The 22,192-nt window shown below is 67.0% G+C and carries 30 protein-coding genes and 1 pseudogene; 5 read left to right on the top strand and 26 right to left on the bottom strand.

What is annotated here, in order from left to right:
• The 19 genes and pseudogenes from nuoK to ndhC form a co-directional block, all read right to left on the bottom strand.
• On the bottom strand, nucleotides 1-306 hold the full coding sequence (gene nuoK / locus G7B71_RS09450; protein WP_166040217.1) for an NADH-quinone oxidoreductase subunit NuoK: 306 nt from the start codon (nucleotides 304-306) through the stop codon (nucleotides 1-3).
• A complete protein-coding gene (locus G7B71_RS09445) occupies nucleotides 303-911 on the bottom strand; it encodes an NADH-quinone oxidoreductase subunit J (RefSeq protein ID WP_166040215.1) in 609 nt (202 codons plus the stop codon). Before G7B71_RS09445 ends, nuoK begins: the two co-directional genes overlap by 4 nt.
• Nucleotides 912-1,101: 190 nt before the next feature.
• A complete protein-coding gene (gene nuoI, locus G7B71_RS09440) occupies nucleotides 1,102-1,587 on the bottom strand; it encodes an NADH-quinone oxidoreductase subunit NuoI (RefSeq protein ID WP_166040214.1) in 486 nt (161 codons plus the stop codon).
• Complete coding sequence (gene nuoH / locus G7B71_RS09435; protein ID WP_166040212.1) at nucleotides 1,584-2,705, bottom strand: NADH-quinone oxidoreductase subunit NuoH; 1,122 nt, start codon at nucleotides 2,703-2,705, stop codon at nucleotides 1,584-1,586. Before nuoH ends, nuoI begins: the two co-directional genes overlap by 4 nt.
• Nucleotides 2,702-2,992: a hypothetical protein gene (locus G7B71_RS09430; RefSeq protein WP_166040210.1), complete on the bottom strand. Its 291-nt coding sequence runs from the start codon at nucleotides 2,990-2,992 to the stop codon at nucleotides 2,702-2,704. Before G7B71_RS09430 ends, nuoH begins: the two co-directional genes overlap by 4 nt.
• Complete coding sequence (gene nuoG, locus G7B71_RS09425) at nucleotides 2,989-5,010, bottom strand: NADH-quinone oxidoreductase subunit NuoG (protein WP_166040208.1); 2,022 nt, start codon at nucleotides 5,008-5,010, stop codon at nucleotides 2,989-2,991. The genes G7B71_RS09430 and nuoG overlap by 4 nt, the downstream gene beginning before the upstream one ends.
• A 24-nt stretch (nucleotides 5,011-5,034) precedes the next feature.
• Nucleotides 5,035-5,721, bottom strand: a complete 687-nt coding sequence (locus G7B71_RS09420) for a hypothetical protein (RefSeq protein ID WP_166040206.1) — start codon at nucleotides 5,719-5,721, stop codon at nucleotides 5,035-5,037.
• A gap of 83 nt (nucleotides 5,722-5,804) precedes the next feature.
• Nucleotides 5,805-6,464, bottom strand: coding sequence for a hypothetical protein (locus tag G7B71_RS09415; protein ID WP_166040204.1), 660 nt, complete (start codon nucleotides 6,462-6,464; stop codon nucleotides 5,805-5,807).
• Complete coding sequence (gene nuoF / locus G7B71_RS09410; RefSeq protein WP_166040201.1) at nucleotides 6,461-7,753, bottom strand: NADH-quinone oxidoreductase subunit NuoF; 1,293 nt, start codon at nucleotides 7,751-7,753, stop codon at nucleotides 6,461-6,463. Before nuoF ends, G7B71_RS09415 begins: the two co-directional genes overlap by 4 nt.
• On the bottom strand, nucleotides 7,753-8,109 hold the full coding sequence (locus tag G7B71_RS09405; RefSeq protein ID WP_166040199.1) for a hypothetical protein: 357 nt from the start codon (nucleotides 8,107-8,109) through the stop codon (nucleotides 7,753-7,755). Before G7B71_RS09405 ends, nuoF begins: the two co-directional genes overlap by 1 nt.
• Entirely contained in the window at nucleotides 8,099-8,284 is a 186-nt protein-coding gene (locus G7B71_RS09400) for a hypothetical protein (RefSeq protein ID WP_166040197.1), read from the bottom strand. The genes G7B71_RS09405 and G7B71_RS09400 overlap by 11 nt, the downstream gene beginning before the upstream one ends.
• Nucleotides 8,281-8,949, bottom strand: a complete 669-nt coding sequence (nuoE, locus tag G7B71_RS09395; protein ID WP_166040195.1) for an NADH-quinone oxidoreductase subunit NuoE — start codon at nucleotides 8,947-8,949, stop codon at nucleotides 8,281-8,283. Before nuoE ends, G7B71_RS09400 begins: the two co-directional genes overlap by 4 nt.
• Before the next feature lie 39 nt (nucleotides 8,950-8,988).
• Entirely contained in the window at nucleotides 8,989-9,198 is a 210-nt protein-coding gene (locus tag G7B71_RS09390; RefSeq protein WP_166040193.1) for a hypothetical protein, read from the bottom strand.
• Nucleotides 9,191-9,406, bottom strand: coding sequence for a hypothetical protein (locus G7B71_RS09385; protein ID WP_166040191.1), 216 nt, complete (start codon nucleotides 9,404-9,406; stop codon nucleotides 9,191-9,193). Before G7B71_RS09385 ends, G7B71_RS09390 begins: the two co-directional genes overlap by 8 nt.
• Nucleotides 9,403-9,543 carry a hypothetical protein gene (locus tag G7B71_RS09380; protein ID WP_166040189.1) on the bottom strand — a complete coding sequence of 47 codons (141 nt, stop codon included), beginning with the start codon at nucleotides 9,541-9,543 and terminating at the stop codon, nucleotides 9,403-9,405. The genes G7B71_RS09385 and G7B71_RS09380 overlap by 4 nt, the downstream gene beginning before the upstream one ends.
• Entirely contained in the window at nucleotides 9,543-10,778 is a 1,236-nt protein-coding gene (locus G7B71_RS09375) for an NADH-quinone oxidoreductase subunit D (RefSeq protein WP_166040187.1), read from the bottom strand. Before G7B71_RS09375 ends, G7B71_RS09380 begins: the two co-directional genes overlap by 1 nt.
• A gap of 23 nt (nucleotides 10,779-10,801) precedes the next feature.
• Nucleotides 10,802-11,386: pseudogene (locus G7B71_RS09370) on the bottom strand (NADH-quinone oxidoreductase subunit C); the annotation flags it as partial.
• 47 nt (nucleotides 11,387-11,433) lie between these two features.
• Nucleotides 11,434-11,988 carry an NADH-quinone oxidoreductase subunit B gene (locus G7B71_RS09365; protein ID WP_166040183.1) on the bottom strand — a complete coding sequence of 185 codons (555 nt, stop codon included), beginning with the start codon at nucleotides 11,986-11,988 and terminating at the stop codon, nucleotides 11,434-11,436.
• On the bottom strand, nucleotides 11,979-12,359 hold the full coding sequence (gene ndhC / locus G7B71_RS09360; protein WP_166040181.1) for an NADH-quinone oxidoreductase subunit A: 381 nt from the start codon (nucleotides 12,357-12,359) through the stop codon (nucleotides 11,979-11,981). Before ndhC ends, G7B71_RS09365 begins: the two co-directional genes overlap by 10 nt.
• Before the next feature lie 246 nt (nucleotides 12,360-12,605).
• On the opposite strand from ndhC, the gene G7B71_RS09355 reads away from it, so the two are divergent.
• Nucleotides 12,606-13,106, top strand: coding sequence for a hypothetical protein (locus G7B71_RS09355; RefSeq protein ID WP_207774760.1), 501 nt, complete (start codon nucleotides 12,606-12,608; stop codon nucleotides 13,104-13,106).
• On the opposite strand, the gene G7B71_RS09350 is transcribed toward G7B71_RS09355, so the two are convergent.
• From G7B71_RS09350 to G7B71_RS09335, 4 genes are read right to left on the bottom strand one after another with little or no spacing between them, the layout of a single operon-like run.
• Entirely contained in the window at nucleotides 13,073-13,906 is an 834-nt protein-coding gene (locus G7B71_RS09350; protein ID WP_166040177.1) for an inositol monophosphatase family protein, read from the bottom strand. The two genes, G7B71_RS09355 and G7B71_RS09350, sit on opposite strands and share 34 nt — an antisense overlap.
• Before the next feature lie 2 nt (nucleotides 13,907-13,908).
• A complete protein-coding gene (locus tag G7B71_RS09345) occupies nucleotides 13,909-14,226 on the bottom strand; it encodes a cupin (RefSeq protein WP_166040175.1) in 318 nt (105 codons plus the stop codon).
• A 9-nt stretch (nucleotides 14,227-14,235) separates the two neighbouring features.
• The gene (gene efp, locus G7B71_RS09340) at nucleotides 14,236-14,799 is read right to left on the bottom strand and encodes an elongation factor P (protein ID WP_166040173.1); all 564 of its coding nucleotides are present in this window, start codon (nucleotides 14,797-14,799) and stop codon (nucleotides 14,236-14,238) included.
• Nucleotides 14,800-14,837: 38 nt separating this feature from the next.
• Nucleotides 14,838-15,479, bottom strand: a complete 642-nt coding sequence (locus G7B71_RS09335; RefSeq protein ID WP_166040171.1) for a M23 family metallopeptidase — start codon at nucleotides 15,477-15,479, stop codon at nucleotides 14,838-14,840.
• A gap of 282 nt (nucleotides 15,480-15,761) precedes the next feature.
• Here G7B71_RS09335 and G7B71_RS09330 point away from each other — a divergent pair, with 282 nt between their 5' ends.
• From G7B71_RS09330 to G7B71_RS09320, 3 genes are all read left to right on the top strand, one after another.
• Nucleotides 15,762-17,987 carry a TonB-dependent receptor gene (locus G7B71_RS09330; protein WP_207774759.1) on the top strand — a complete coding sequence of 742 codons (2,226 nt, stop codon included), beginning with the start codon at nucleotides 15,762-15,764 and terminating at the stop codon, nucleotides 17,985-17,987.
• 171 nt (nucleotides 17,988-18,158) lie between these two features.
• A complete protein-coding gene (locus G7B71_RS09325) occupies nucleotides 18,159-18,416 on the top strand; it encodes a hypothetical protein (protein ID WP_166040166.1) in 258 nt (85 codons plus the stop codon).
• A 119-nt stretch (nucleotides 18,417-18,535) separates the two neighbouring features.
• Nucleotides 18,536-19,270: a DUF72 domain-containing protein gene (locus G7B71_RS09320; RefSeq protein ID WP_166040164.1), complete on the top strand. Its 735-nt coding sequence runs from the start codon at nucleotides 18,536-18,538 to the stop codon at nucleotides 19,268-19,270.
• Here G7B71_RS09320 and G7B71_RS09315 read toward each other — a convergent pair.
• On the bottom strand, nucleotides 19,267-20,004 hold the full coding sequence (locus G7B71_RS09315) for a glutathione S-transferase family protein (RefSeq protein WP_166040162.1): 738 nt from the start codon (nucleotides 20,002-20,004) through the stop codon (nucleotides 19,267-19,269). The genes G7B71_RS09320 and G7B71_RS09315 overlap by 4 nt on opposite strands.
• Nucleotides 20,005-20,019: 15 nt before the next feature.
• The gene (gene thiE / locus G7B71_RS09310) at nucleotides 20,020-20,703 is read right to left on the bottom strand and encodes a thiamine phosphate synthase (protein WP_166040160.1); all 684 of its coding nucleotides are present in this window, start codon (nucleotides 20,701-20,703) and stop codon (nucleotides 20,020-20,022) included.
• A 35-nt stretch (nucleotides 20,704-20,738) separates the two neighbouring features.
• On the opposite strand from thiE, the gene G7B71_RS09305 reads away from it, so the two are divergent.
• On the top strand, nucleotides 20,739-21,107 hold the full coding sequence (locus G7B71_RS09305) for a hypothetical protein (RefSeq protein ID WP_166040158.1): 369 nt from the start codon (nucleotides 20,739-20,741) through the stop codon (nucleotides 21,105-21,107).
• A gap of 6 nt (nucleotides 21,108-21,113) precedes the next feature.
• Here G7B71_RS09305 and G7B71_RS09300 read toward each other — a convergent pair whose 3' ends face one another.
• Complete coding sequence (locus G7B71_RS09300; RefSeq protein ID WP_166040156.1) at nucleotides 21,114-22,013, bottom strand: fructose bisphosphate aldolase; 900 nt, start codon at nucleotides 22,011-22,013, stop codon at nucleotides 21,114-21,116.
• Nucleotides 22,014-22,192: the final 179 nt, after the last annotated feature.

Genomic DNA, 22,192 nt, shown 5'->3' with positions numbered 1-22,192 from the left:
TCAGCCCTTCATCTGGTTGATGTCGTCAACCGCGATCGTGCCGCGGTTACGGAAGTAGATGACGAGGATGGCGAGGCCGATCGCCGCTTCCGCGGCGGCGACGGTGAGAACGAACATCGCGAACGCCTGGCCGGTCATGTCGCCGAGGAAGACCGAGAAGGCGACAAGGTTGATGTTCACGGCGAGCAGGATGAGCTCGATCGCCATCAGGATGACGATGACGTTCTTCCGGTTGAGGAAGATGCCGAACACGCCGAGCACGAACAGGATCGCGCCGACCGCGAGGAAGTGACCCAGGCCGATCACAGCTCGACCCCCTGTCCGACGCCGGGCTTCATGTTGACCGTCGCCTCTTCCGGACGGCGGCGGTTCTGCTTGCTCACATTCTGCGGGCGAAGGCCGCCGCGGCGGCGGCTGGTGAGGACGATGGCGCCCACCATCGCGACCAGGAGGACGATGCCGGCGGCCTCGAAGATGAACAGGTAGCGCGTGTAGAGGATGGCCCCGAGCGCCTCGATGTTCGGCACGTTCGCGGGCGTCGGCGCGCGGCCGGCAATCTGGATGCCGCCCTCGTTCCAGGCGAGCAGCGCGGCCAGCGTCTCGAACAACAGAACCACGGCGAGGACGCCGCCGATCGCCCAGTAGCGGGAGATTCCGGCGCGAAGCTCGGCGAAGTCGATGTTGAGCATCATCACGACGAACAGGAACAGCACCGCGACCGCGCCGACGTAGACGATGACCAGCAGGAAGGCGAGGAACTCGGCGCCGAGCAGCAGGAACAGGCCCGCCGCGTTGAAGAAGGCGAGGATCAGCCACAGCACGTTGTGGACCGGGTTGCGCGCGAAGATGGTCATGAAGCCCGACAGGACGACCAGGGTCGCGAACAGGTAGAAGACGAAGATCGCGATCATGCAATCCTCCCCGGCACGGGGAGGTGGCAGCCCGCAGGGCTGACGGAGGGGCCCCCCTCCACCCCCGCGCTCCGCGCGGCGGTCCCCCTCCCCGTTCCGGGGAGGAGCATGCTGTTCTGGATTCCCGCTCTCGCGGGAACGACGAAATGGCTGATCATGATGCCTGCGGCTTGCGAATCTGTCGGGGCGATTAACGGTAGGGGGCGTCGGCGGCAAGGTTGGCGGCGAGCGCCCGCTCCCACTTGTCGCCATTGGCGAGAAGCTTGGCCTTGTCGTAGAGCAATTCCTCGCGGGTCTCGGTGGCGAAATCCATGTTCGGCCCCTCGACGATGGCGTCGACCGGGCAGGCTTCCTGGCACAGGCCGCAATAGATGCACTTCACCATGTCGATGTCGTAGCGCGTGGTGCGGCGGCTGCCGTCCTCGCGCGGCTCGGCCTCGATGGTGATGGCGAGCGCCGGGCACACCGCCTCACACAATTTGCACGCGATGCACCGCTCCTCGCCGTTCGGATAACGGCGCAGCGCATGCTCGCCGCGGAAGCGCGGGCCGATCGGGTTCTTCTCGAACGGGTAGTTGATCGTCGCCTTGGGCTTGAAGAAATATTTCAGCGTGAGGGCGTGCGCCTTCACGAACTCCCAGAGGGTGAAGCTCTTGATCGTATGAGCGATGCTCATTGGGCGATACTCACGGTCGAAATTGCGGGCGCTTCAGAGGCCGGCGCCACAGGCTGGCCGTCATAGCGGGTCAGCATGAGGTAGCCCGACACCAGGAAAACCCAGATCAGCGAGATGGGCAGGAAGATCTTCCAGCCGAGGCGCATCAGCTGGTCGTAGCGGAAGCGCGGGACGGTCGCCTTCACCCAGCTGAAGATGAAGAAGAACAGGAAGATCTTCGCGAAGAACCAGAAGAAGCCGGTCGCCACGGGGCCGAAGAAGAACCAGTAGAGCGGGTCCCAGTCGACCGGGGGCAGCCAGCCGCCCCAGAAGAGCACCGCGTTCATGCCGCACATGAGGAGGACGTTGCCGTACTCGCCGAGCCAGAAGAGCGCGAAGCTCATCGAGCTGTATTCGGTCTGGTAGCCGGCGACGAGCTCGCTCTCCGCCTCGGTGAGGTCGAACGGCGCGCGCGCGGTCTCGGCCATCGAGGAGATGAGGAAGATCACCGCAAGCGGGAACAGCAAGGGGTTCAGGCCGAAGCCGTTGAACACGCCGAGGATGTGACCCTGCTGGGCCGCAATGATGTGGCTCAGATTGAAGCTACCCGCCCACAGGATGACCGGGATCAGCACGAAGCCGATCGACACCTCGTAGCTCACCATCTGAGCGGCCGCGCGGAGCGCCGAATAGAAGGGATATTTGGAGTTGGACGCCCAGCCGGCGATGATGATGCCGTAGACGCCGAGCGACGACACCGCGAGCAGGTACAGGAGGCCGACATTGATGTCGGCGAGTACCGCGCCCGGGCCGAACGGGACCACCGCCCAGGCGAGCAGCGCCACCGTGAAGGTGATGATCGGAGCGATCAGGAACAGGCCGCGGTTGGCGCTGGCCGGGACGATGGTCTCCTTGAGGAAGACCTTGAGGCCGTCGGCGAAGCTCTGAAGCAGACCAAACGGGCCGACCACGTTGGGCCCCTTGCGGAGCGCCATCGCCGCCCAGATCTTGCGATCGGCATAAATGATCATCGCCACCGCGAGCATCAGCGGCAGAGCGATGAGCAGGATGAGGATCAGGGTGGCGAGGAACCAGCCGAAGCCTTCACCCAACCAGGTGCTCTGGAACCACTCAGTCATTCGTCAACTCCGGAACGCAGGGTTCCCCGAACATTGCTCCAGATGGCGAGCAGGATGTGGATGAGCAGGCCGTTGGCGGCGATGTAAATCGCTCCCTCCGCCGCCTGGAGCCATCCACTCAGAACAGCAAGTCTCGTGTAGGGTTCGAGTGCTGGATCAGCCCGTCCGGCACCCATCGAATTTTCCAGCTGAAGATGAAGCAGCACGATCGAGGCGATGAAGAACAGAACGGCGGCGGCGTAGAAAAATGCGGGCGCGCGCTGAACCACGCGTGGTAAATCGCTCATTCCGCGGCCTCCGCGAAGTCCTGCCCGTGCAGGATCTCGGCCGAGCAGCGCTGGAGCGTCGGCGAGGAGCGGGCGATCGGATTGGTGAGATAGAAGTCCTGGACCGGATAGGCGACCTCGGTCCCCTTGGCGATCTTCGCGGCGGCGAGCGTCGGCGGCGCCCAGTCGAAGGCGACGAGCTCCGGCTGGGCGAAGCGCGGATCCTCGGCGAACAGCGCCTGGCGGAGCTGGCTGTAGCTGTCGAACGGCAGCGGCTTGCCGAGCACCTCCGACAGCGCGCGGAAGATCGACCAGTCCTCGCGGGCATCGCCCGGCGGATCGACGGCCTTCTCGGAATATTGAACGCGGCCTTCGAGGTTCACGTAGATGCCGTGCTTCTCGCTGTAAGCGGCACCCGGAAGGACGATGTCGGCCGCGGCGGCGCCCTTGTCGCCATGATGGCCGATATAGACCTTGGTCGCGCCGGCGAACGACGCGAAGTCCATCTCGTCGGCGCCGAGCATGAAGAGCAGCTTCGGCGCCTTTTCGGCGATCGCGGCCATGCCACCGGCCTGCGCGTAGCCGAGCATCAGCCCGCCGGTGCGCGCCGCGGCGGTGTGGAGGACATTGAAGCCGTTCCAGCCGTCACGGATCAGGTTGAAGGCGGAGACGAGCGCGAGCGCAGCCGCCTGCCCACCCGGCACCTTCAGAGCCGCGCCGCCGACGATCACCGCCGGCCGCGCCGCGCCGGTGAGGGCGTCGGCAGCTTCCTTTGGCAGCTTGGCTAGCAGCGACAGGTCGTTGCCGAGCCAGGCCGCCGGGTAGGTGAGGTCGACCTCCGGGCCGATCGCGAACACCTTCGCGCCGCGCTTCACCGCCTTGCGGATGCGGGTGTTGACGAGGCTCGCTTCCCAGCGCGGGTTGGTACCGACGAGCAGCACCACGTCGGCGGTCTCAAGACCGGCGATGGTGGTGTTGAAATTGACCGCGGCGATGTTCGACGCGTCATAGTCGAGACCGGTCTGGCGGCCCTCGACCAGGTCCGAGCCGAGCGACGCGAGCAGCTTCTTGGCCGCGTACATCGTCTCGACGTCCACGAGGTCGCCGGCGATCGCGGCGACGCTGGAGCCGGCCTTCTTGGCGGCCTTGGCGATCGCCCCGAACGCCTCGTTCCAGCTCGCCTGCTGGAGCTTGCCCTTCACCCGGATCCACGGCCGGTCGAGGCGGCGGCGCAGAAGCCCGTCGACGGCGTGGCGGGTCTTGTCCGACGCCCATTCCTCGTTGACGTCCTCGTTGAGGCGCGGAAGCGCGCGCATCACTTCGCGCATGCGGCTGTCGAGGCGGATGTTGGTGCCGACCGCGTCCATCACGTCGATCGCCGGGGTCTTGCGAAGCTCCCACGGCCGCGCCTCGAAGCTGTAGGGCTTCGAGGTCAGCGCGCCGACCGGGCAGAGATCGACGACGTTGCCCGACAGCTCGCTCTTCAGCGCATCCTCGAGATAGGAGGTGATCTCCATATCCTCGCCGCGGCCGACCGCGCCGAGATCCTCGACTCCGGCGACCTCTTCCATGAAGCGGATGCAGCGGGTGCAGTGGATGCAGCGGGTCATGAAGGTCTTGACCACCGGACCCATATATTTCTCGGCGACCGCCCGCTTGTTCTCGTCATAGCGGTTGTGACCGCGGCCATAGGCCATGGTCTCGTCCTGGAGGTCGCACTCGCCGCCCTGGTCGCAGATCGGGCAGTCCAGCGGGTGGTTGATGAGCAGGAACTCGAGCACCCCTTCCCGCGCCTTCTTCACGGTCAGCGAGTTGGTGACGATCTCCTGATTGTCCGCCGCCGGCAGCGCGCACGACGCCTGCGGCTTGGGCGGCCCCGGCTTCACCTCGACCAGACACATGCGGCAATTGCCGGCGATCGACAGCCGCTCGTGATAGCAGAAGCGCGGAATCTCCTTCCCCGCGGCCTCGCAGGCCTGGAGCACCGTGGCGCCCTGCGGCACCTCGACTTCAATTCCGTCAACCGTAAGCTTGGGCATGGGAGGCCCGGTCCTTCCGTTTCTTTAGTCGCGTTGCGCCGTGCCGGTGGCGGCGGCGCCGTTGATGCTGCGATAGGCCGCGGTGGCGAGGATCGCCCGAAGCCCGGCGCTGTTGGTTTCGAGCCGCCGGCTCGTCGCGCAAGCCTCGACGGCCGGGGCAAGCGCACGAACCGCGGCCTCTTCCTCCGCGCTTCCGACTTCGCTGGCCATCAACCGGCCGGTCTCGTCGGGAAGCGAGCGAACGACGCAGATCGCGACCTGATCGCTCGGCGCATAAGCGCGCGGCGCCGGCTGCATCGCGGCGCGCGCGAGGCGGACGTTGAGCGGCTGGGCGTCGCTCTCGACCAGCGCTTCGGCGATGGCGCCGGCGAAGAGCAGGTTGGACGAGAGCATGCGGCGCCCGCCCTCGCGAAAGCAATCCTCGTTGGCGCGCACCAGCCGCTGGAGCCGGGAACGATAGGTTTGCGTGGTGAAGTCGCTGCCGATCGTGTCCACCGCGAGCTGCCGGCTGCGCTGGGCGACGCAGCCGCCGAAGCGCTGCATGGCGACGCGCGCCTCGGCGGTCGACACCGGCACGTCGTCATAGAACAGGTCGTGGTTGGGCGTGAGCCCGCGCGACGCCGGAAATTCTTCGCGGAGCGGCTCCTGCGGCTGCTCCGGGGGCTGACCGGGCTGAGCGACGACGGCAAGAGCGAGCAGGATCGGAGTCATTCCGCGGCCTCGCCGGCTTGGGGCACGGAGGCGCCTTTCGGCACCTCCGCTTTCATACAACAGACCTCAAGGAACGGCATCGATCAGTTCCCGGTGGCGGACGCAGTGCGGAGGAAGGTCGATGCGCGATACAGCGCGATCGCCAGCTGAGCGCGGATCGTCGGTCTGTCGAACCGCAGACTCGCGCCGGCGGGCGTGCACGGCCCGAGATGGGGAACGATGGCGCTGATCGCCTGCTGTTCGGCGGCCGAGTCCGGGGCCGTCTCGAGCACGCGCTGCGCCTCCTGCGGCGCCCGTCGAACCACACAAAGGCCCAGATCTTCGTTGCCATTCCGCGGACGAAGCGCGCTTCGGCCGATCGCCTCGTCATCCCACGAGGCAAGGGTCGCCACGTTGCGGGCCTGCGGCTGCGCGTCGAGCAGGCCTTCGGCGAGGCCGCCGATCAGGTTGATGCCGCGCAGTTCGAGTTCGAACTCGCCGTCACCCCCACAGGGATCACCGCCGTTGAGCATCGCGGCAGCGGCCGTCATCTGCTCGTTGCTCGCAGTCGGAAGGGCGAGAACGCCCCGCGCCACGTCGATCCGCGCCGCAGCGAGGCAGCGGGCGAAGCCGTTCATGGTCTGGCGAGGGCTCACCGCCGCGGCCTGGCTTGCCGAGAGGGATGCGAGGGGAAGAGCCACCGATGCTGGCGCGCTTCCGGAAACAGTGAGCGCCGCGACGAGGAAGAGATGCGATGCGATCATTCTGCAGCCTCCAGTCGTTGGTGTTGACGCTCCTCTATGCGCCGCTCAAGCTCCGGACGGAAGTGACGGATAAGTCCCTGGATCGGCCAGGCGGCGGCGTCGCCGAGGGCGCAGATGGTGTGGCCCTCGACCTGCTTGGTGACGTCGTAAAGCGTGTCGATCTCGTGGATGTCGGCATTGCCCTCGCGAAGCCGCTCCATGACCCGCCACATCCAGCCGGTGCCCTCGCGGCATGGCGTGCACTGGCCGCAGGACTCATGCTTGTAGAAATAGGAGATTCGGCTGATCGCGCGGACGATGTCGGTCGACTTGTCCATGACGATGATCGCGGCGGTGCCGAGGCCGGAGCCGAGCGCCTTGAGGCCGTCGAAGTCCATCGGCGCGTCCATGATCTCGGCCGCCGGCACCAAAGGCACCGACGAGCCGCCGGGGATCACCGCGAGGAGGTTTTCCCAGCCGCCGCGGATGCCGCCGGCGTGGCGGTCGATCAACTCGCGGAACGGGATGCTCATCGCCTCCTCGACCACGGTCGGCTTGTTCACATGGCCGCTGATCTGGAAGAGCTTGGTGCCCTCGTTCTTCTCGCGGCCGAAGCGCCTGAACCAGGCGGCGCCGCGGCGGAGGATGGTCGGCACGACCGCGATCGACTCGACGTTGTTGACGGTGGTCGGGCAGCCGTAGAGGCCGGCGCCCGCGGGGAATGGCGGCTTGAGGCGCGGCTGGCCCTTCTTGCCCTCGAGGCTCTCCAGCATCGCGGTCTCTTCGCCGCAGATGTAAGCACCGGCGCCGCGGTGGACGAACAGGTCGAAGTCGTAGCCCGACTTGGCGGCGTTCTTGCCGAGCAGGCCCGCGTCATAGGCCTCCTGAACCGCGGCGAAGAGAGTCTCCGCCTCGCGGATGAACTCGCCGCGGATGTAGATGTAGGCGGCGCGGGCGCGCATCGCGAAGCCGGCGAGCAGAGCGCCCTCGATCAGCTTGTGGGGATCGTGGCGGATGATCTCGCGGTCTTTGCACGAGCCCGGCTCGGACTCGTCGGCGTTGATGACCAGGAAGTTGGGCCGGCCGGGAGTCGGCTCCTTGGGCATGAAGCTCCACTTCATGCCGGTCGGGAAGCCGGCGCCGCCGCGGCCGCGAAGGCCCGAATCCTTGACGATGTCGATGATCGCGTCCTGGCCAAGCGCCATCAGCGTCTTGGTGTCGTCCCAGTCGCCGCGGGCGCGCGCCGCCTTCAGGTTCCAGGGCTGGAACCCGTAGACGTTGGTGAAGATGCGATCCTTGTCCTCGAGCATCAAATGTTCCTGCAAGCCTCGGCCACGGCCTGGTTCATGTCGCCGACGAACTCGCCCTCGATGAAGACGTCCTCGTCACCGACGGCCACATAACGTTGCGGGGCTTGACCCGCCTGTTGGTAACGGCCGCACACCACGGTGGCGCCGTTGCTCATGAAGATCTGCGCCTCGCCGAACGACAGGTTCTGCACGCCGCCGAGCCGCTGCGCGACCAGGCGCTGGGCGTTGTCGGCCGGGCTCGCCGGCGCCTGCGCGACATTGGCCGGCGCCGCAACCTGGTTGCCGGGCTCGCGGGCCTGGGCGCAACCGGCGGCGCTCAGCGCCGCAAGGGCGATGAGAGCAAGGTCAGGGCGCACGCCAGTCCTCCAGACGCTTCTGGACGGCGAGCCAGGCGACGACGCCGACCCCCGCCAGCACGACGACCAGCGCCACCTTGAGCGCAAAGCCGATCACCACGCCGATCAGCTTGAGCGCGGCGAGGACGAGCAGGACGAGGACGATGGCGGTGACGAAGGCCGAGCCCTGCTTCATTCCCACCTCCCCCGATAGTCGTGATTCTCGCCGACCATCTCGGGCAGACTGGTCGGGCCGCCCTCGGGGCAGCTCGTCTGGCGGTCGACCTGCGGGCCCGGCTTCGGAGACTCGCCGCGGGCGAGCGCGTCGAGCACGGCGGTCATGGAGTCGAAGGTCAGGTCCTCGAAATTGTCGTCGTTGATCTGGACCATCGGCGCGTTGGCGCAGGCACCGAGGCACTCGACCTCGGTCAGCGTGAACAGGCCGTCAGCGGTGGTGTGGCCCTTCTTGAGGCCCTTCTTGGCGCAGGCGGCGAGCACGTCGTCGGAGCCGCGCAGCATGCACGGCGTGGTGCCGCACACCTGGACATGGAAACGGCCGACCGGCGCCAGGTTGAACATCGTGTAGAAGGTCGCGACCTCGTAGGCGCGGATGAACGGCATTCCGAGCTGAGCGGCGACGAACTCGATCACCGGGATCGGCAGCCAGCCCTGGGTGCTGGTCTCGGCGCCGACCTGGCGCTGGGCGAGGTCGAGCAACGGGATGATCGCGCTCTGCTGGCGCCCGGGCGGATAGCGGCCGATAACGACCTTGGCCTGGGCGTCATTCTCCTTCGTCCACGCGAAAGCGCCCCAGCGCTCGCGGATCTCGGGGGTCGCGGTGAGGCGATTGGTCTCGGCCATCAGATCAGTTCCAAACAGATTTCGGTGCGAAGCGCGCGGTCAGTCATTGCCGCCGTTCCGGTAGGCGCGGTTGGCCGCGAGCGCGACGGCGATCGCGCCGATCGCCATTAGCACGGTGCCGGCAGTGCTCACCCACAACGGGACCATGCCCATGCGGTGGAGCATCGCGACGACGACTCCGAGCAGGATGATGACGACCGCGACCGCCACGAGGGCGGGACCGCGGCCACGTCCGGTGCGTTCAGGCATGACCGCCATTCCTTCGGTAACGGAAGAAGCGCACCGCCTGCAGGATGAGCGTGGCGAGCGCCGACAAGGCGATGCCGAAAATTGCGCCCTGGGCGACGACATAAGCCGGTCCGATCGGACCGCCGAGCAACGCCGCGGCCAGCGCGATCGCCCAAACGGCGATGCAGACCAGAAGCAGCCAGCGGGCGACCGAAAGAGCCATCGTCACGGGCGGCGCTCCCCGAACACCTTTTGAATACGCTCGCGCTCGAGGTGAGAGCGATCGGCGCGCGCCCCCAGCCAGAGGATCGCGGCCCAATAGGCCAGCACCAGCAAGGCGCCGCCGAAGATGGCGAGCACCATCATCACCGGTCGCACTCACCGAACACGATGTCCATCGCGCCGAGGATTGCGGTGGCGTCGGCCAGCATGTGGCCCTTGGTCATGAAGTCCATCGCCTGGAGGTGGCTGAACGCGGTCGGCCGGATCTTGCAGCGGTACGGCTTGTTGGTGCCGTCGCTGACCAGATAGACTCCGAACTCGCCCTTCGGGCTCTCGGTGGCGACATAGACCTCGCCGGCGGGGACGTGGAAGCCCTCGGTGTAGAGCTTGAAGTGGTGGATGAGCGCTTCCATCGACTGCTTCATCTCGGCGCGCTTGGGCGGCACCACCTTGCGGTCGAGGCTTGCGACCGGGCCTTCCGGCATCTCGGCGAGGCACTGCTTCATGATCCGCGCCGACTGGCGGACCTCCTCGACGCGGACCATCATGCGGTCGTAGCAGTCGCCCTTGGTGCCGACCGGCACCTCGAAGTCCATGCGGTCATAGACGTCGTAGGGCTGGCTCTTGCGGATGTCCCACGGGATGCCCGCGGCGCGGATCATCGGGCCGGAGAAGCCCCAAGCCAGCGCGTCCTCCTTGGAGACGACGGCGATGTCGACGTTGCGCTGCTTGAAGATGCGGTTGTCGACGACGAGGCTCAATGCATCCTCGAACAAAACCGGCAGGCGCCTGTCGAGCCATTCGCCGATGTCGACGAGGAGCTTCAGAGGCACGTCCTGGTGAACTCCGCCGGGGCGGAAATAATTGGCGTGCATGCGAGCGCCCGACGCGCGCTCGTAGAAGTTCATGAGGTCTTCGCGAAGCTCGAACAGCCACAGGTTCGGGGTCATCGCGCCGACGTCCATGACGTGGCTGCCGATGTTGAGCAGGTGGTTCGAAATGCGGGTGAGCTCGGCGAAGAACACCCGCAGATACTGGCCGCGCAGAGGCACTTCGAGGCCGAGCAGCTTCTCGACGGCGAGCACCCAGCTGTGCTCCATCGACATCGGCGACACGTAGTCGAGCCGGTCGAAATAGGGCAGAGCCTGCATGTAGGTCTTGTATTCGATCAGCTTCTCGGTGCCGCGGTGGAGGAGGCCGACATGCGGATCGACGCGCTCGACGATCTCGCCGTCGAGCTCGAGCACGAGGCGCAGCACGCCGTGCGCCGCGGGGTGCTGCGGGCCAAAGTTGATCGTGTAGTTGGCGATCTGGGACTCGGTCGCGCCGGTGGTCGCCGCTTCCTTCTCGGACCAGATCTCGGTGGCGTTCGTCGCCATTACTTCTTCACCTCATCGGCCTTCAGCGGAGTCGGCGCGCCCGGCTGCTGCGGCGCCTTCTCGTCGCCCGGAAGGATATATTCGGCACCTTCCCAGGGGCTCAGGAAATCGAAGCTGCGGAAGTCCTGGGCGAGCTTGACCGGCTCGTAGACGACCCGCTTCTGCTCCTCGGAATAGCGCAGCTCGACATAGCCGGTCAGCGGAAAGTCCTTGCGGAACGGATGGCCGCTGAAGCCATAGTCGGTAAGGATTCGCCGAAGGTCCGGATTGCCGTCGAACAGCACTCCGTACATGTCGAACACCTCGCGCTCGAGCCAGCCGGCGACCGGGAACAGCGGCACCACGGACGGAACCGGCTTGTCCTCGTCGGTGGTGACGCGAACGCGGATGCGGTGGTTCTTCGTCACCGAGAGCAGGTGATAGACGACGTCGAAGCGCTCCGGACGCTCCGGATAGTCGACCCCGGCGATCTCCATCAGCTGCTGATATTCGAACTGGTCGCGAAGGATGCGGATGACATCGGCGACGCGCTCGCGGGCGACGTCGATCGACACCTCGCCGACGGCGTCCTTGGCCGACAGGAAGGCGTCGCCGATCGCCGCCTTCACGTCGTCGACGATGCCGTCGCGGGCGGGAACGAGGGGCGCGGGGCTGGTCACCGTTCGATCGTCCCTTCGCGGCGGATCTTACGCTGCAGCTGCATCACGCCGTAGAGCAGGGCCTCCGCGGTCGGCGGGCAACCCGGGACGTAGATGTCGACCGGCACGATCCGGTCGCAGCCGCGAACGACACTGTAGCTGTAGTGATAATAGCCGCCGCCATTGGCGCAGCTGCCCATCGAGATGACGTAGCGCGGCTCGCTCATCTGATCGTAGACACGGCGAAGCGCCGGAGCCATCTTGTTGCACAGCGTGCCGGCGACGATCATCACGTCCGACTGGCGCGGGCTGGCGCGCGGCGCGGCGCCGAACCGCTCGAGGTCATAGCGCGGCATGTTGACGTGGATCATCTCGACCGCGCAGCAGGCGAGGCCGAAGGTCATCCACCACAAGGAGCCGGTGCGCGCCCACTGGAACAGTTCCTCGGTCGAGGTGACCAGGAAACCCTTGTCGGACACTTCGCCCTGCAGCTGGTTGAAGAAGTCCAGGTCGGGACCCTGGTCACCAGTGGGACGGAGATTCTCGTGGCGCGGATCGAGGATCACTCCCACTCCAGCGCTCCTTTCTTCCAGGCATAAGCAAAGCCGAGGCCGAGCTCGGCGAGGAAAATCATCATCGAGGCCCAGCCGACCCAGCCGATCTGGTCGAGGCTGACCGCCCATGGAAACAGATAGGCCGCCTCGATGTCGAAGATGATGAACAGGATCGCGACCAGGTAGAAGCGCACGTCGAACTGCGAGCGGCTGTCCTCGAACGCCGGAAAGCCGCATTCATATTCGGCGACCTTGTCCGGATAGGGATTGGCCGAGCCGGTGAAGCGCGAGGCGATCATCGGCAGCACGACGAAGGCCGCCGACAGCGCCAGCGCCACGGCGAGGAACAGCAGGATCGGCAGGTAGCCGGCGGCGACGGACGACGCCATTTTTAGAGAACTCCACAAGGCCTTTGAAGACTTGGCGCGGCTTCTAGGGCCGAAGGTCGGAGCGGGCAAGGCTTGCGGAAGCCTGAATTCGCGCGCTCGCGCGGCATTTTCGTCGCGCGGTTGGCGGGCTTGATCGAACCCGCGACGGATTGGTCGAACGGGCCGGCCGAGTCATCGACCGTTCATGTGAACCTCCCGGCTTCTGAGGCATTGAGCGCCCCACCTGCCCAGCGGAGACGACGCGAGATGATGCACCGGCCGATCGAAGGGACCCTGATGGTGGCGCGCCTGAAGCGCAGCCTGCTCGGCCAGTCCCTCTACAGCGGCGTCACCGTGCGCCGAATGGACGGCAGCCAGGAGACGGTCGGCGACATCGTCGTGTCCGACAAGCTGCGCGACGCGCTGGTGCCGGGCACCAGCGGCCGCTTCTATTTCCACGACATCGCCGGGACCCGCGGCATGCACGGCTTCAAGCGCGCCGGCGGCGCCGCGCGGATGGCCTTCCCGATGCTTCACGAGCGGATCTTCGCCGCGTTCGGCGGGCTCAACCTGATGCTCGCGGTCGGGCTCGTGCTGCTCACCGGCGAGCTGCGGCTGCTGCCGCTGCTGGTCGGCGTGCTCGCGATGACCGGCTGGGTGATCTACCGCGCCTCGCGCCAGGCGATCATGCACGATTCAGCGCATGACGTGAGCCTGCTTCAGCGCGCGCTCGGTCAGGCGCGCAGCGCTCCCGCCACCAGCTTGTGAAGCTTTGAATGGAGCTGGTCGTTGGCGGCCAGCACCTGACAGCTCTCGAGCGCCCGGTCGGCGCCGCGGAAATCGGTGACGAAGCCGCCCGCCTCGCGCACCATCAGCACGCCCGCGGCGATGTCCCACAGCTGGAGGTCCTCCTCCCAGAAGCCGTCGTAGCGGCCCGCAGCGACCCAGGCGAGGTCGAGCGCGGCCGAGCCGAAGCGGCGGATCCCGGCCACTTCCGGGGCCAGCGCGGCGAGGATCTTCTGGAAGCGGTCGAGATGGCCGTGGCCCCGGTACGGAATGCCGGTGGCGACCAGCGCCTCGTCGAGATAGCGGCGCGACGACACGCGCAGGCGCCGGTCCTGGAGCCAGGCGCCCCTGCCCTTTTCTGCCCAGAAGCTCTCGTCGGTGAGCGGCTGGTAGATCAGGCCCTGGGTGATCTCGCCCCAGCCCCCACCGCTACCGGCACCGCCCGGCTTGGGCTCCTGGACCGCGATCGAGATGGCGAAATGCGGGATTCCGTGGAGGAAGTTCGAGGTGCCGTCGATCGGGTCGACGATCCAGCGCGGCTTGGTCGGGTCGCCTTCGATCGACTCGCCTTCCTCGAGATAGAGGCTCCAGTCCGGGCGGGCGTGCTGGAGCTCCTCGACGAGCGTGCGCTGCGCCTGCTTGTCGGCGTTCGAGACGAAGTCGGCCGGGCCCTTGCGGCTGACCTGCAGCTGCTCGACCTCGCCAAAGTCGCGACGGATTCGCGGCGCTGCCTTGCGGGCGGCGCGCTGCATGACGGTGATCAGGCCGGAATGGGCTACCACGATTAGATACTACCTTTGCGTTCGACGACGAGGATGCGCGCCTCGCCGATCGGGACTGCGACGTGAGCCTCACCCACCCCAGCGACGAAGATCGATCCCGGTTCCAGCCGGACCGAATGTTCCGAGCCGGACTCGCGATAATGCATGTCGACCGCGCCATCGAGAACGACGAACACCTCCGTGCCGTCGTTGACGTGCCACTGATAGGCCTTATCGGTCCAGTGAAGCCGAACCGTCGCGCCTTCCACCTCGGCAAGGTCGCGCGCGCCCCATGCGCGCTCTGCCGTGAAGCTGCTGCTGTCGGTGACGATCAGGGGCATGATGCCGGATCAGTCGGCGCGGCGGACGTAGGTCTGCTCGTACACGTCGACGACGATCCGGGTTCCCGATGCGATATGCGGCGGCACCATGATCCGGACGCCATTGTCGAGAATGGCCGGCTTGTAGGAGGACGAAGCGGTCTGGCCCTTCACCACGGCGTCGGCCTCAACGATCGTCGCCTCGATCGTGTCGGGCAGCTGAACGCTGATCGCCTCTTCGTCGTAGAGCTCCATGATCACGTCCATGCCGTCCTGAAGGAAGGCCGCGGCGTCTCCGAGTAGGTCCCGCGGCAGCGTCGTCTGCTCGTAGGTTTCCTTGTCCATGAAAGTGAGCGTGTCGCCGTCGGCGAAGAGGAACTGGAAATCCTTGGTGTCGAGACGGACCCGCTCGACCGTCTCGGCGGAGCGGAAGCGGACATTGTTCTTGCGTCCGTCGCGGAGGTTCTTCAGCTCGACCTGCATATAGGCGCCGCCCTTGCCGGGCTGGGTGTGCTGAATCTTCACGGCGCGCCAGATGCCGCCCTCATACTCGATGATGTTGCCGGGACGGATGTCCACGCCGCTGATCTTCATGCTCTGCTCGCTGGTCAGGAGAAACTGTGGCGGCGCCTTTAGCGGGATGCCCGATTTCCGGCAAGGAGCGGGTAGGGATTGACCGGCGTGCCTTCGTGCCAGCGCTCGCCGGGCGCCATGCGGTTGACCGCGAAGTGGAGGTGCGGGCCGGCGGGATTGGCGTTGCCGGTCGAGCCGACCGTGCCGATCGGGGCGCCGCGCGCGATCCGCTGACCCTCGCGCAGGCCCGGCGCATAGGCGTCGAGATGCGCGTAATAATATATCCACTGCCTGTCATCGGAGCGGACATAGGCGCTGATTCCGCCGCCGCCGTCGCTGAAGAACAGCTTCTCGACGGTTCCCGGCGCCGCGGCGACCACCGGAGTGCCCCGTGACGCCATGATGTCGATCGCATTGTGGACGCGCGCGCCGCCGGAGCGCGACTGGGTATAGGTGTCCACGAGGTCGCGCGAGCCGATCCCGGCGACGGGTATGGCGAGGCCGGACGGCGCCACGACCAGCCGCGCCGGCCCCTCGAGAGTCGCGGTGACGGCCTTGCCCGGCGGCAGGTCGGCGACCGCATTGGCGGTCGCGGTGCTGGCGCTGCTGGTCGACGCCGCGCCGTTGTAGACGACGATCCAGAACAGGCTGGTGATGGTCGCGGTGACGACCACGGTGAGAAGGGTCTTGAGCCGGTTCATCTATCCACCGCAGCGAAGAACCCATTTCGCTCCCGCATCGTTCCGTATGCTAGAACGGGTTTGAATAGTGGCCGACAGGACACTGTATACACATGCTTTTCATCCAGGAAACCCCATCCCAGGACGAAGTGCTTCCAAGTCTAGGTCGTATCTGAGCGTCCACTCTTAGTGCACTGTTTAGTCTTGCGAAATTGAGGACGCCAAATTGCATGTCCCGCTCCGGGACCAGCCGCCGCAAGCAGCCGTCGTCTCGGTGCGGCTGCGGCCGCTATTCTCGCCGTCATGCGGAGCCGGAGTCGCTGGACTTGGTGGTTCGTCGCCCTTGCGCTCATGCTCAATGCATGGACGCCGGCGCGTGCCCAAGTGCCCGCCGACTTCCAGCTCGTGCCTCCCGAGGAAGATACGATCATCGTCACCGCGCCATATGGCGCCGCCTTCGGCAATCCCGAGCCGGAGCGCCAGCTCCAGCCCGCCGACGTCGCCGCCTATGGCGCGAGCACAGTGCGCGAGCTCGTCGACGCGCTGGCGCTGGAGACCCGGGGCACCAGCGCCGGCGGCGGGCCGACGGTCGTCCTGCTCAACGGCAGGCGGCTCGGCAGCTTCTCCGAAATCGGCGACCTCCCCCCGGAGGCGATCCTGCGGGTCGACATCCTGTCCGAGGAGGTGGCGCGGCGCTACGGCTACCGGGTCGGCTCCAAGGTCCTCAACATCGTGCTTCGTCCCAATTACGCGACACGCGTCGTGGATGTGACCTACCGCGAGGCGACCGCGGGCGGGCGGGAAAGCCCGGAAGGAAGCTTCACGATCGCCCGGAGCGGATCGGGCACCCGCTGGAACCTCAACGTCACGGCGGTTCACAACGAGGACCTGCTCGAGAGCGAGCGGCGTGTTTCCGGAGGCCTTGGCAGCTTCCGCAGCCTCCTGCCCGAGCTGGACAGGTTGACGATCGCCGGAACGGTGGCGCGGTCTCGTCCCGAAGGCATCTCCCACGCCGCGACCGCTCGGGCGGAGGTCCGTCGGACCACGGACTTGACCGGACCGTCGGACGCCTCCGCATCCGCCCAGCCGCTGCGCCGGGTGCGCGAGGATGTCAGCGTCCGCATCGGGGCCTCGGCTCACGGCGACAGCGCGGGCTGGCAATGGACCGCGGCGGCCGACGGGCAGCTCAACGCCGGCCAGACCCGCGGGGCCCTTGCGGGGGCAGCCGCCTATCTGGCCGAGAGCGAGCGGATCGATTTCAACCTCGAGGGCCTCGCCAGCCGGACCATCGCCCGGCTGCCCGCCGGCGAAGCCGGGATCAGCCTCCGGGTCGCGTTCAGCGAACTGACGTCGCGGAGCCGATCGACGCTCGCGCCCCTCCCGGAGGTCGAGCTCAGCCGGTCGCAGGCGGCGGCGTCAATTGGGCTCGACCTACCGCTCAGCAGCAGGGACCAAGGCGGGCGGGGCGTCGGCGACCTGACATTGGGCGTGACCGTCGGCGCGACCTTCGACGATTTCGAAGAGGCCCATTTCCGCTTCGAGGGGAGCGCGAACTGGGCGCCGGTGCGGCCGTTGACCGTCGCCCTTGGCTATATTCACGAGGAAGAGGCTCCGTCCCTGGAGGATCTCGGCAATCCTGCCGTCGCGCTCGACAACGTGCCGGTGTTCGACTTCGTCCGCGGCGAGACGGCGATCGTCCGCCTGCGGACGGGCGGGAATCCGTTCCTGCGCGCAAGCCGGCGCGACACCTTCCGCGCCGGAGCGACGCTTCGGCCGGTCCAGGGCCTGAACCTCTCCGCGACCTACTCGCGGATCCGCGAGCAAAACCTGGCCGGATCGTTTCCCGCGATCACCCGCGAGGTCGAGCAGGCTTTTCCGGACAGGTTCGTCCGCGACTCCGCCGGCAGGCTGGTCGCCGTCGACCAGAGCCTGATCAATTTCAGCCGAGCCGGGCGCGACCAGTTCCGCTGGGGCCTCAACTGGCACATCCCGATCAGGCGGCGCCCTGGTCTCCGCGGGGAGACATCGTCGGCTCGGGAAGCGGCGGCCGCCGCCGACCCGGGCGGGCGCCTCAACCTGGCCCTGTTCCACACCGTCCGTATTCGCGACGATTTGCTGGTTCGCGACGGCCTGCCTCTCCTCGACTTCCTGGATGGAAGCGTCGCCGGACTTGGCGGCGGCCGTTCGCGTCACCTCATCGAGGCGCAGGCTTCCGTCGGGGTCGGAGGCGTCGGCGCGAGCCTGAACGGGTCCATCGAAGGCGAAAGCAGGGCAAGGACGACAAGTGGGGAGATGCTGACCTTTTCCTCGGTCGCCCGTTTCGACCTGCGGCTCTTCGCCGATCTCGGCCAGCTCATGCCGCGCGAGCGCTGGACGGCCGGGACGCGGGTGACCCTGCAGCTCGGCAATCTCTTCGATTCACGAGCGCGGGTCCGGACCACCGCCGGCGCCGTTCCCGAGGGGCTTCAGCCTGCCTATCTCGACCCTCTGGGCCGAACGATCGGCTTCAGCATCAGGCGCGTATTCTGAGCGAATTCCCGTCCCGCTTCAGGACGGAGATATGGTTAATTTCACATTGACTCTCATCGTCGCCGGGTGTGTCTTCGGGCTCGCTGGAGACAGCGCGCTTGTCGACTGACGCGCGTATGTAAGGCGGGGGCCGGCAAGCTTCTTGAGCAACTCCGTAAACAGGAGGCCTTGATGAAGAAGCACCTACTTGCGGCCGCAGCGGCGTGCAGCGCCATCGCGACGATCGCAATTCCGACGAGCGTCGCCGCGGTGCCCAACGGCAATGCCTATGGCTATTGGGCGGGCCGGCTCTGCGACCATATCGGTCCGACGACGGGCGGAACCACCTATTGGGAAAGCCGCGGCTACAAGAATCGCGGCGCATGCGTAACGGCCGAAGGACAGTCCCTCGCCCGCGGCGAGTGGGACCCGGCGGACTGGCCTATCTGATCCGATCGACCCAAGCAGAGGAGCGGTCTCCTGCGGGCGGCCGCTCTTCTCCTTTCATGGCCGGGCCACGATCGTGGGCTTACGCCTGAACCGACGCGCGTCTGCGTCGTTCCCGGCCCATGGAGCGCATCCGGATCGGCTGCTCGGGCTGGAACTACAAGCATTGGCGCGAGCTCTTCTATCCGAAGGGCCTCGCGGCGCGCCGCTGGTTCGCCTTCTACGCCGAGCATTTCGACACGGTCGAGATCAACAACAGCTTCTATCGCCTCCCTGCGCCCGAGACGTTCGACAAGTGGCGCGAACAGGCGCCGCCTGGCTTCTGTTACGCGGTCAAGGCGAACCGCTTTCTCACCCAGGCCAAGAAGCTGAAGGATTGCGAGGAGCCGCTCGCGCGGATGATGCCGCCGTTCCGCCATCTCGGCGACAGGCTCGGGCCGATCCTCTACCAGCTTCCGCCACAGTTCAAACTGAACCTCGAACGGCTCGAAAGTTTTCTCGAACTGGTGCCAAGGGACGTGATCAACGTCTTCGAATTTCGTGATAAAAGCTGGTATGTTCCCGAGACGTTTGATCTTCTCGAGCGCTTCGACGCGTCCTTCTGCGTGCACGACATGCCGGGATCGGCGAGCGAGCGCCGGGCCGTCGGCGCCGCCGCCTATGTCCGCTTCCACGGGACGTCGGGCAAATATTGGGGCCGCTATCCGGACGAGGCGCTGCTCGGGTGGACCGACTGGATCGTTGGCCAGGCGCGCAGCGGCCGCAGCGTCTGGTGCTATTTCAACAACGACATCGACGCTCACGCCATCCATGACGCCCAGACATTGAAGACGATGGTGCGCCAGGCGGAGCGCTAGAGGGCCATCATCCCTCGCCGGGGCGTGGAGGTTCCGACGCTCTCCGCGACCAGCGGCGCCCCGGCGGCCAGCAGGGCCTTGCGTCGCCCGGCCGGATTGGTGCTGATCTGGGCCAGCTCGAATGGCAGCAGATCGGCGAAGACGTCGTTCGCGAGCGTCCGCTCCACGAAGGCGGCGGTGCGCGGCCAGCGGTGCGCATCGACCTCGAACTCGACATAGGCCGCGTTGCGGAAGAAGCTCGCGAGCGCGATGTCGGCGAGGCCGATCTTGCCGAACAGGAACCCGTTGGCGGGCAGCTCGCCCTCGAGATAGTCCAGTGCGGCCGGAATACCCTCATCCAGAGCTTTGTCGATCCGCGCCTGGTCTCCCTCCTCGCCCCACACTGCGGGCCGAACGAAGCGCTGGTAGAACAGGCTCCAGATGAACAGGTCGCCGAGGCGGGTGTCGGCGAACTCCTCAAGCCAGCGGGCGCGGGCGCGGTCCTCGGGCAAGGCGGGCAGCAAGTGATACCCGCCATATTTCTCGTCGAGATAGGCGCAGATGACCGAGGAATCGCACAGCGTGAGGTCGCCGTCGATGAGCACCGGGATTCGGCGCAGCGGGCTCAGCCGATCGAATGCGTCGCCGCCGAAGAAGGGCGTGATCGGGTCGATCTCGTAGCTCAGCTGCTTGAGCGCGAGGCAGGCGAGGACCTTGCGCACATAGGGGCTGACATAGCTGCCAATGATCCTCATCGCCCGTGCCTTTCGCTACCGCTTCATGATCTCCTGGAAGGCGGCGACGGCAGCGCCGGGGCCGTCGGGATGCGCCCACACCGCATTGCACACCGCCAGGAAATCGGCCCCCGCCTCGACCAGCACCCGGCCGTTATGGGGCGTGATTCCGCCGATCGCGACGCAGGGCAGCTCGAACAGGGTCGCCCACCAGGACAGGATCGACGGATCGGGATGGTGGCGGACGGCCTTGGTGGTGGTCGGGAAGAAGCTTCCGAACGCGACATAGTCGGCGCCCGCGTCGCCCGCCTCCATGGCGAGGTGGCGGCTGTCGTGGCACGTCACGCCGATCTGCGCCGACGGGCCGAGCAGGGCGCGCGCCTCGCGCGGATCGCCGTCCTGCTGGCCAAGATGGACTCCGTCGGCGCCGATGCGCTTGGCCAGGCTCATGCTGTCGTTGACGATGAAGGCGACCTCGCGCTCCGCGCAGATCGCCTGCAGGGGCTCGGCAAGCCGCGCCGCCTCATGCTCGTTGACGTCCTTCACTCGGAACTGGAAGGCGGCGACCGGGCCGCCGTCCAGCGCCGCGCGCAAGCGGTCGGCGAACCCGCCGCCGACGTCCGCCGGCGAGATCAGGTACAGCTGGCAGTCGCCCCTGCCCTGCCGCTCGAAGCGGGCAGCGAAATTGGGGTCGAGGCGGAGGTCGTCATCGTCGTTCATGACGCGCTCATTAGCCGAGCCGCACGGCAGGTCCAATGAAAGGCCTCATCCTTCCGCTCCTCGCCGCCACCCTGGCCGCCTGCGTCACCACGCCGTCGGCGGTGGCGGGGCCGACGGCAGGGCTCGGCGAGATCGCCACGGTGAACGGGTTGAGCATTCGTCCGTTGCGCGTGGTTGAGGACAGCCGCTGCCCGATCAACGCACGCTGCATATGGGCCGGCAGGGTCGTGCTTCGGACGGAAGTGCGCAGCTCAGCGGGCAGCGCCACCTACAACCTCACCCTCGGCGAGCCGGTCACGCATGCCGGCGGCCGGCTGGCCCTGGTCGCGGCTGAGCCGGGCCGGGTGGCCGGCGCCGGGACCGAGCCCGGCGCCTACCGCTTCACGTTCGAATACAACCGATAGGCTGGGTCAGGCGGCGACCTTGTCGGTCGAGGCCTCGTAGATCTCGTCGATCGCCTGGCCCAGCGCGCGGTCGAACTCCGCGTCGCTCATCTGGTGGCGCAAGTCCTCGAGCAAAGCGCGGCTGAAGCTGGCGATCATTCCGCGGTTCTTCGAAAGCTCCCGGCAGGCGTCGGGACGGCTGTAGCCACCCGACAGGGCGACGACGCGAAGCACTCGGGGATGATCGACGAGCGGGTCGAACAGGCCGGCCTCTGCCGGAATGCTGAGCTTCAGCATGACCTTTTCGTCGCCCGGCATAGAGTCGAGCGCCCTGACCAGCTCGTCGAGCAGGATGGCGTCGGCCTCGGCGCGCTCCGGGCTCTTGATGTTGACCTCCGGCTCGATGATCGGGACGAGGCCGGCGGCGAGCACCTGGCGGGCGACGTCGAACTGCTGCTTCACCACCGCGGCGATGCCTTCGCGGTTGGCGAGGTTGATGACCGAGCGCTCCTTGGTGCCGAACACGCCGAGGTCCTTGGCGCGGCCGAGCAGCGCGTCGAGCTCCGGCATCGGCTTCATCAGCTGGACGCCGTTCGCCTCATCCTCGAGACCCTTGTCGATCTTGATGAAGGGGACGACGCCCTTGTCCTTCAGCGCCCGGGGGGTCGGCTTGCCGTCGACCTGGCCGTCCATGGTGCGCTCGAACAGGATCGCGCCGAGCACCTTGTCACCGCTGAACGACGGCGACGTGATGATTCGGCTGCGCATCTGGTGGATGAGGCCGAACATCTCCTCGTCGCTGCCCCAGGCGCCTTCCTCGATGCCGTAGCCCTTGAGGGCCTTGGGGGTCGAACCGCCGCTCTGGTCGAGCGCGGCGATGAAGCCGTTGCCGGTCGCGATCTTCGAGGTCATGTCCACTTGATTCATCTCCATGATGTTCGTTCGAAACGCCGTGTCGCCGCGTCCCTATCGCAGGCGCGGACGGGGTACAAATGGGGTCATTTGGAACGGGGCGGCCGCGGCCCGCGGGGCGGCTTGCTCCCGGGCGTGCGCGGGCCCCTGGTGTCGGGCCTACCGCCGCCCGGCTTGCCGCCGGAGGGCGGCGA

Origin of the sequence: Sphingosinicella sp. YJ22, from assembly GCF_011320075.1 — a bacterium.
Taxonomy (GTDB): domain Bacteria; phylum Pseudomonadota; class Alphaproteobacteria; order Sphingomonadales; family Sphingomonadaceae; genus Allosphingosinicella.
The sequence above is the reverse complement of the archived record's forward strand: the minus strand, read 5'-3'. Positions and strand labels throughout refer to the sequence as shown.

Excerpts from the sequence above, each read along its gene's own strand:
- G7B71_RS09445 (WP_166040215.1), bottom strand. The coding sequence starts at position 911 with ATGATCGCGATCTTCGTCTTCTACCTGTTCGCGACCCTGGTCGTCCTG.
- nuoI (WP_166040214.1), bottom strand. The coding sequence starts at position 1,587 with ATGAGCATCGCTCATACGATCAAGAGCTTCACCCTCTGGGAGTTCGTG.
- nuoH (WP_166040212.1), bottom strand. The coding sequence starts at position 2,705 with ATGACTGAGTGGTTCCAGAGCACCTGGTTGGGTGAAGGCTTCGGCTGG.
- G7B71_RS09430 (WP_166040210.1), bottom strand. The coding sequence starts at position 2,992 with ATGAGCGATTTACCACGCGTGGTTCAGCGCGCGCCCGCATTTTTCTAC.
- nuoG (WP_166040208.1), bottom strand. The coding sequence starts at position 5,010 with ATGCCCAAGCTTACGGTTGACGGAATTGAAGTCGAGGTGCCGCAGGGC.
- G7B71_RS09420 (WP_166040206.1), bottom strand. The coding sequence starts at position 5,721 with ATGACTCCGATCCTGCTCGCTCTTGCCGTCGTCGCTCAGCCCGGTCAG.
- G7B71_RS09415 (WP_166040204.1), bottom strand. The coding sequence starts at position 6,464 with ATGATCGCATCGCATCTCTTCCTCGTCGCGGCGCTCACTGTTTCCGGA.
- nuoF (WP_166040201.1), bottom strand. The coding sequence starts at position 7,753 with ATGCTCGAGGACAAGGATCGCATCTTCACCAACGTCTACGGGTTCCAG.
- G7B71_RS09400 (WP_166040197.1), bottom strand. The coding sequence starts at position 8,284 with ATGAAGCAGGGCTCGGCCTTCGTCACCGCCATCGTCCTCGTCCTGCTC.
- nuoE (WP_166040195.1), bottom strand. The coding sequence starts at position 8,949 with ATGGCCGAGACCAATCGCCTCACCGCGACCCCCGAGATCCGCGAGCGC.
- G7B71_RS09390 (WP_166040193.1), bottom strand. The coding sequence starts at position 9,198 with ATGCCTGAACGCACCGGACGTGGCCGCGGTCCCGCCCTCGTGGCGGTC.
- G7B71_RS09380 (WP_166040189.1), bottom strand. The coding sequence starts at position 9,543 with ATGATGGTGCTCGCCATCTTCGGCGGCGCCTTGCTGGTGCTGGCCTAT.
- G7B71_RS09375 (WP_166040187.1), bottom strand. The coding sequence starts at position 10,778 with ATGGCGACGAACGCCACCGAGATCTGGTCCGAGAAGGAAGCGGCGACC.
- ndhC (WP_166040181.1), bottom strand. The coding sequence starts at position 12,359 with ATGGCGTCGTCCGTCGCCGCCGGCTACCTGCCGATCCTGCTGTTCCTC.
- G7B71_RS09355 (WP_207774760.1), top strand. The coding sequence starts at position 12,606 with ATGATGCACCGGCCGATCGAAGGGACCCTGATGGTGGCGCGCCTGAAG.
- G7B71_RS09345 (WP_166040175.1), bottom strand. The coding sequence starts at position 14,226 with ATGCCCCTGATCGTCACCGACAGCAGCAGCTTCACGGCAGAGCGCGCA.
- efp (WP_166040173.1), bottom strand. The coding sequence starts at position 14,799 with ATGAAGATCAGCGGCGTGGACATCCGTCCCGGCAACATCATCGAGTAT.
- G7B71_RS09335 (WP_166040171.1), bottom strand. The coding sequence starts at position 15,479 with ATGAACCGGCTCAAGACCCTTCTCACCGTGGTCGTCACCGCGACCATC.
- G7B71_RS09330 (WP_207774759.1), top strand. The coding sequence starts at position 15,762 with ATGCGGAGCCGGAGTCGCTGGACTTGGTGGTTCGTCGCCCTTGCGCTC.
- G7B71_RS09325 (WP_166040166.1), top strand. The coding sequence starts at position 18,159 with ATGAAGAAGCACCTACTTGCGGCCGCAGCGGCGTGCAGCGCCATCGCG.
- G7B71_RS09320 (WP_166040164.1), top strand. The coding sequence starts at position 18,536 with ATGGAGCGCATCCGGATCGGCTGCTCGGGCTGGAACTACAAGCATTGG.
- G7B71_RS09315 (WP_166040162.1), bottom strand. The coding sequence starts at position 20,004 with ATGAGGATCATTGGCAGCTATGTCAGCCCCTATGTGCGCAAGGTCCTC.
- thiE (WP_166040160.1), bottom strand. The coding sequence starts at position 20,703 with ATGAACGACGATGACGACCTCCGCCTCGACCCCAATTTCGCTGCCCGC.
- G7B71_RS09305 (WP_166040158.1), top strand. The coding sequence starts at position 20,739 with ATGAAAGGCCTCATCCTTCCGCTCCTCGCCGCCACCCTGGCCGCCTGC.
- G7B71_RS09300 (WP_166040156.1), bottom strand. The coding sequence starts at position 22,013 with ATGAATCAAGTGGACATGACCTCGAAGATCGCGACCGGCAACGGCTTC.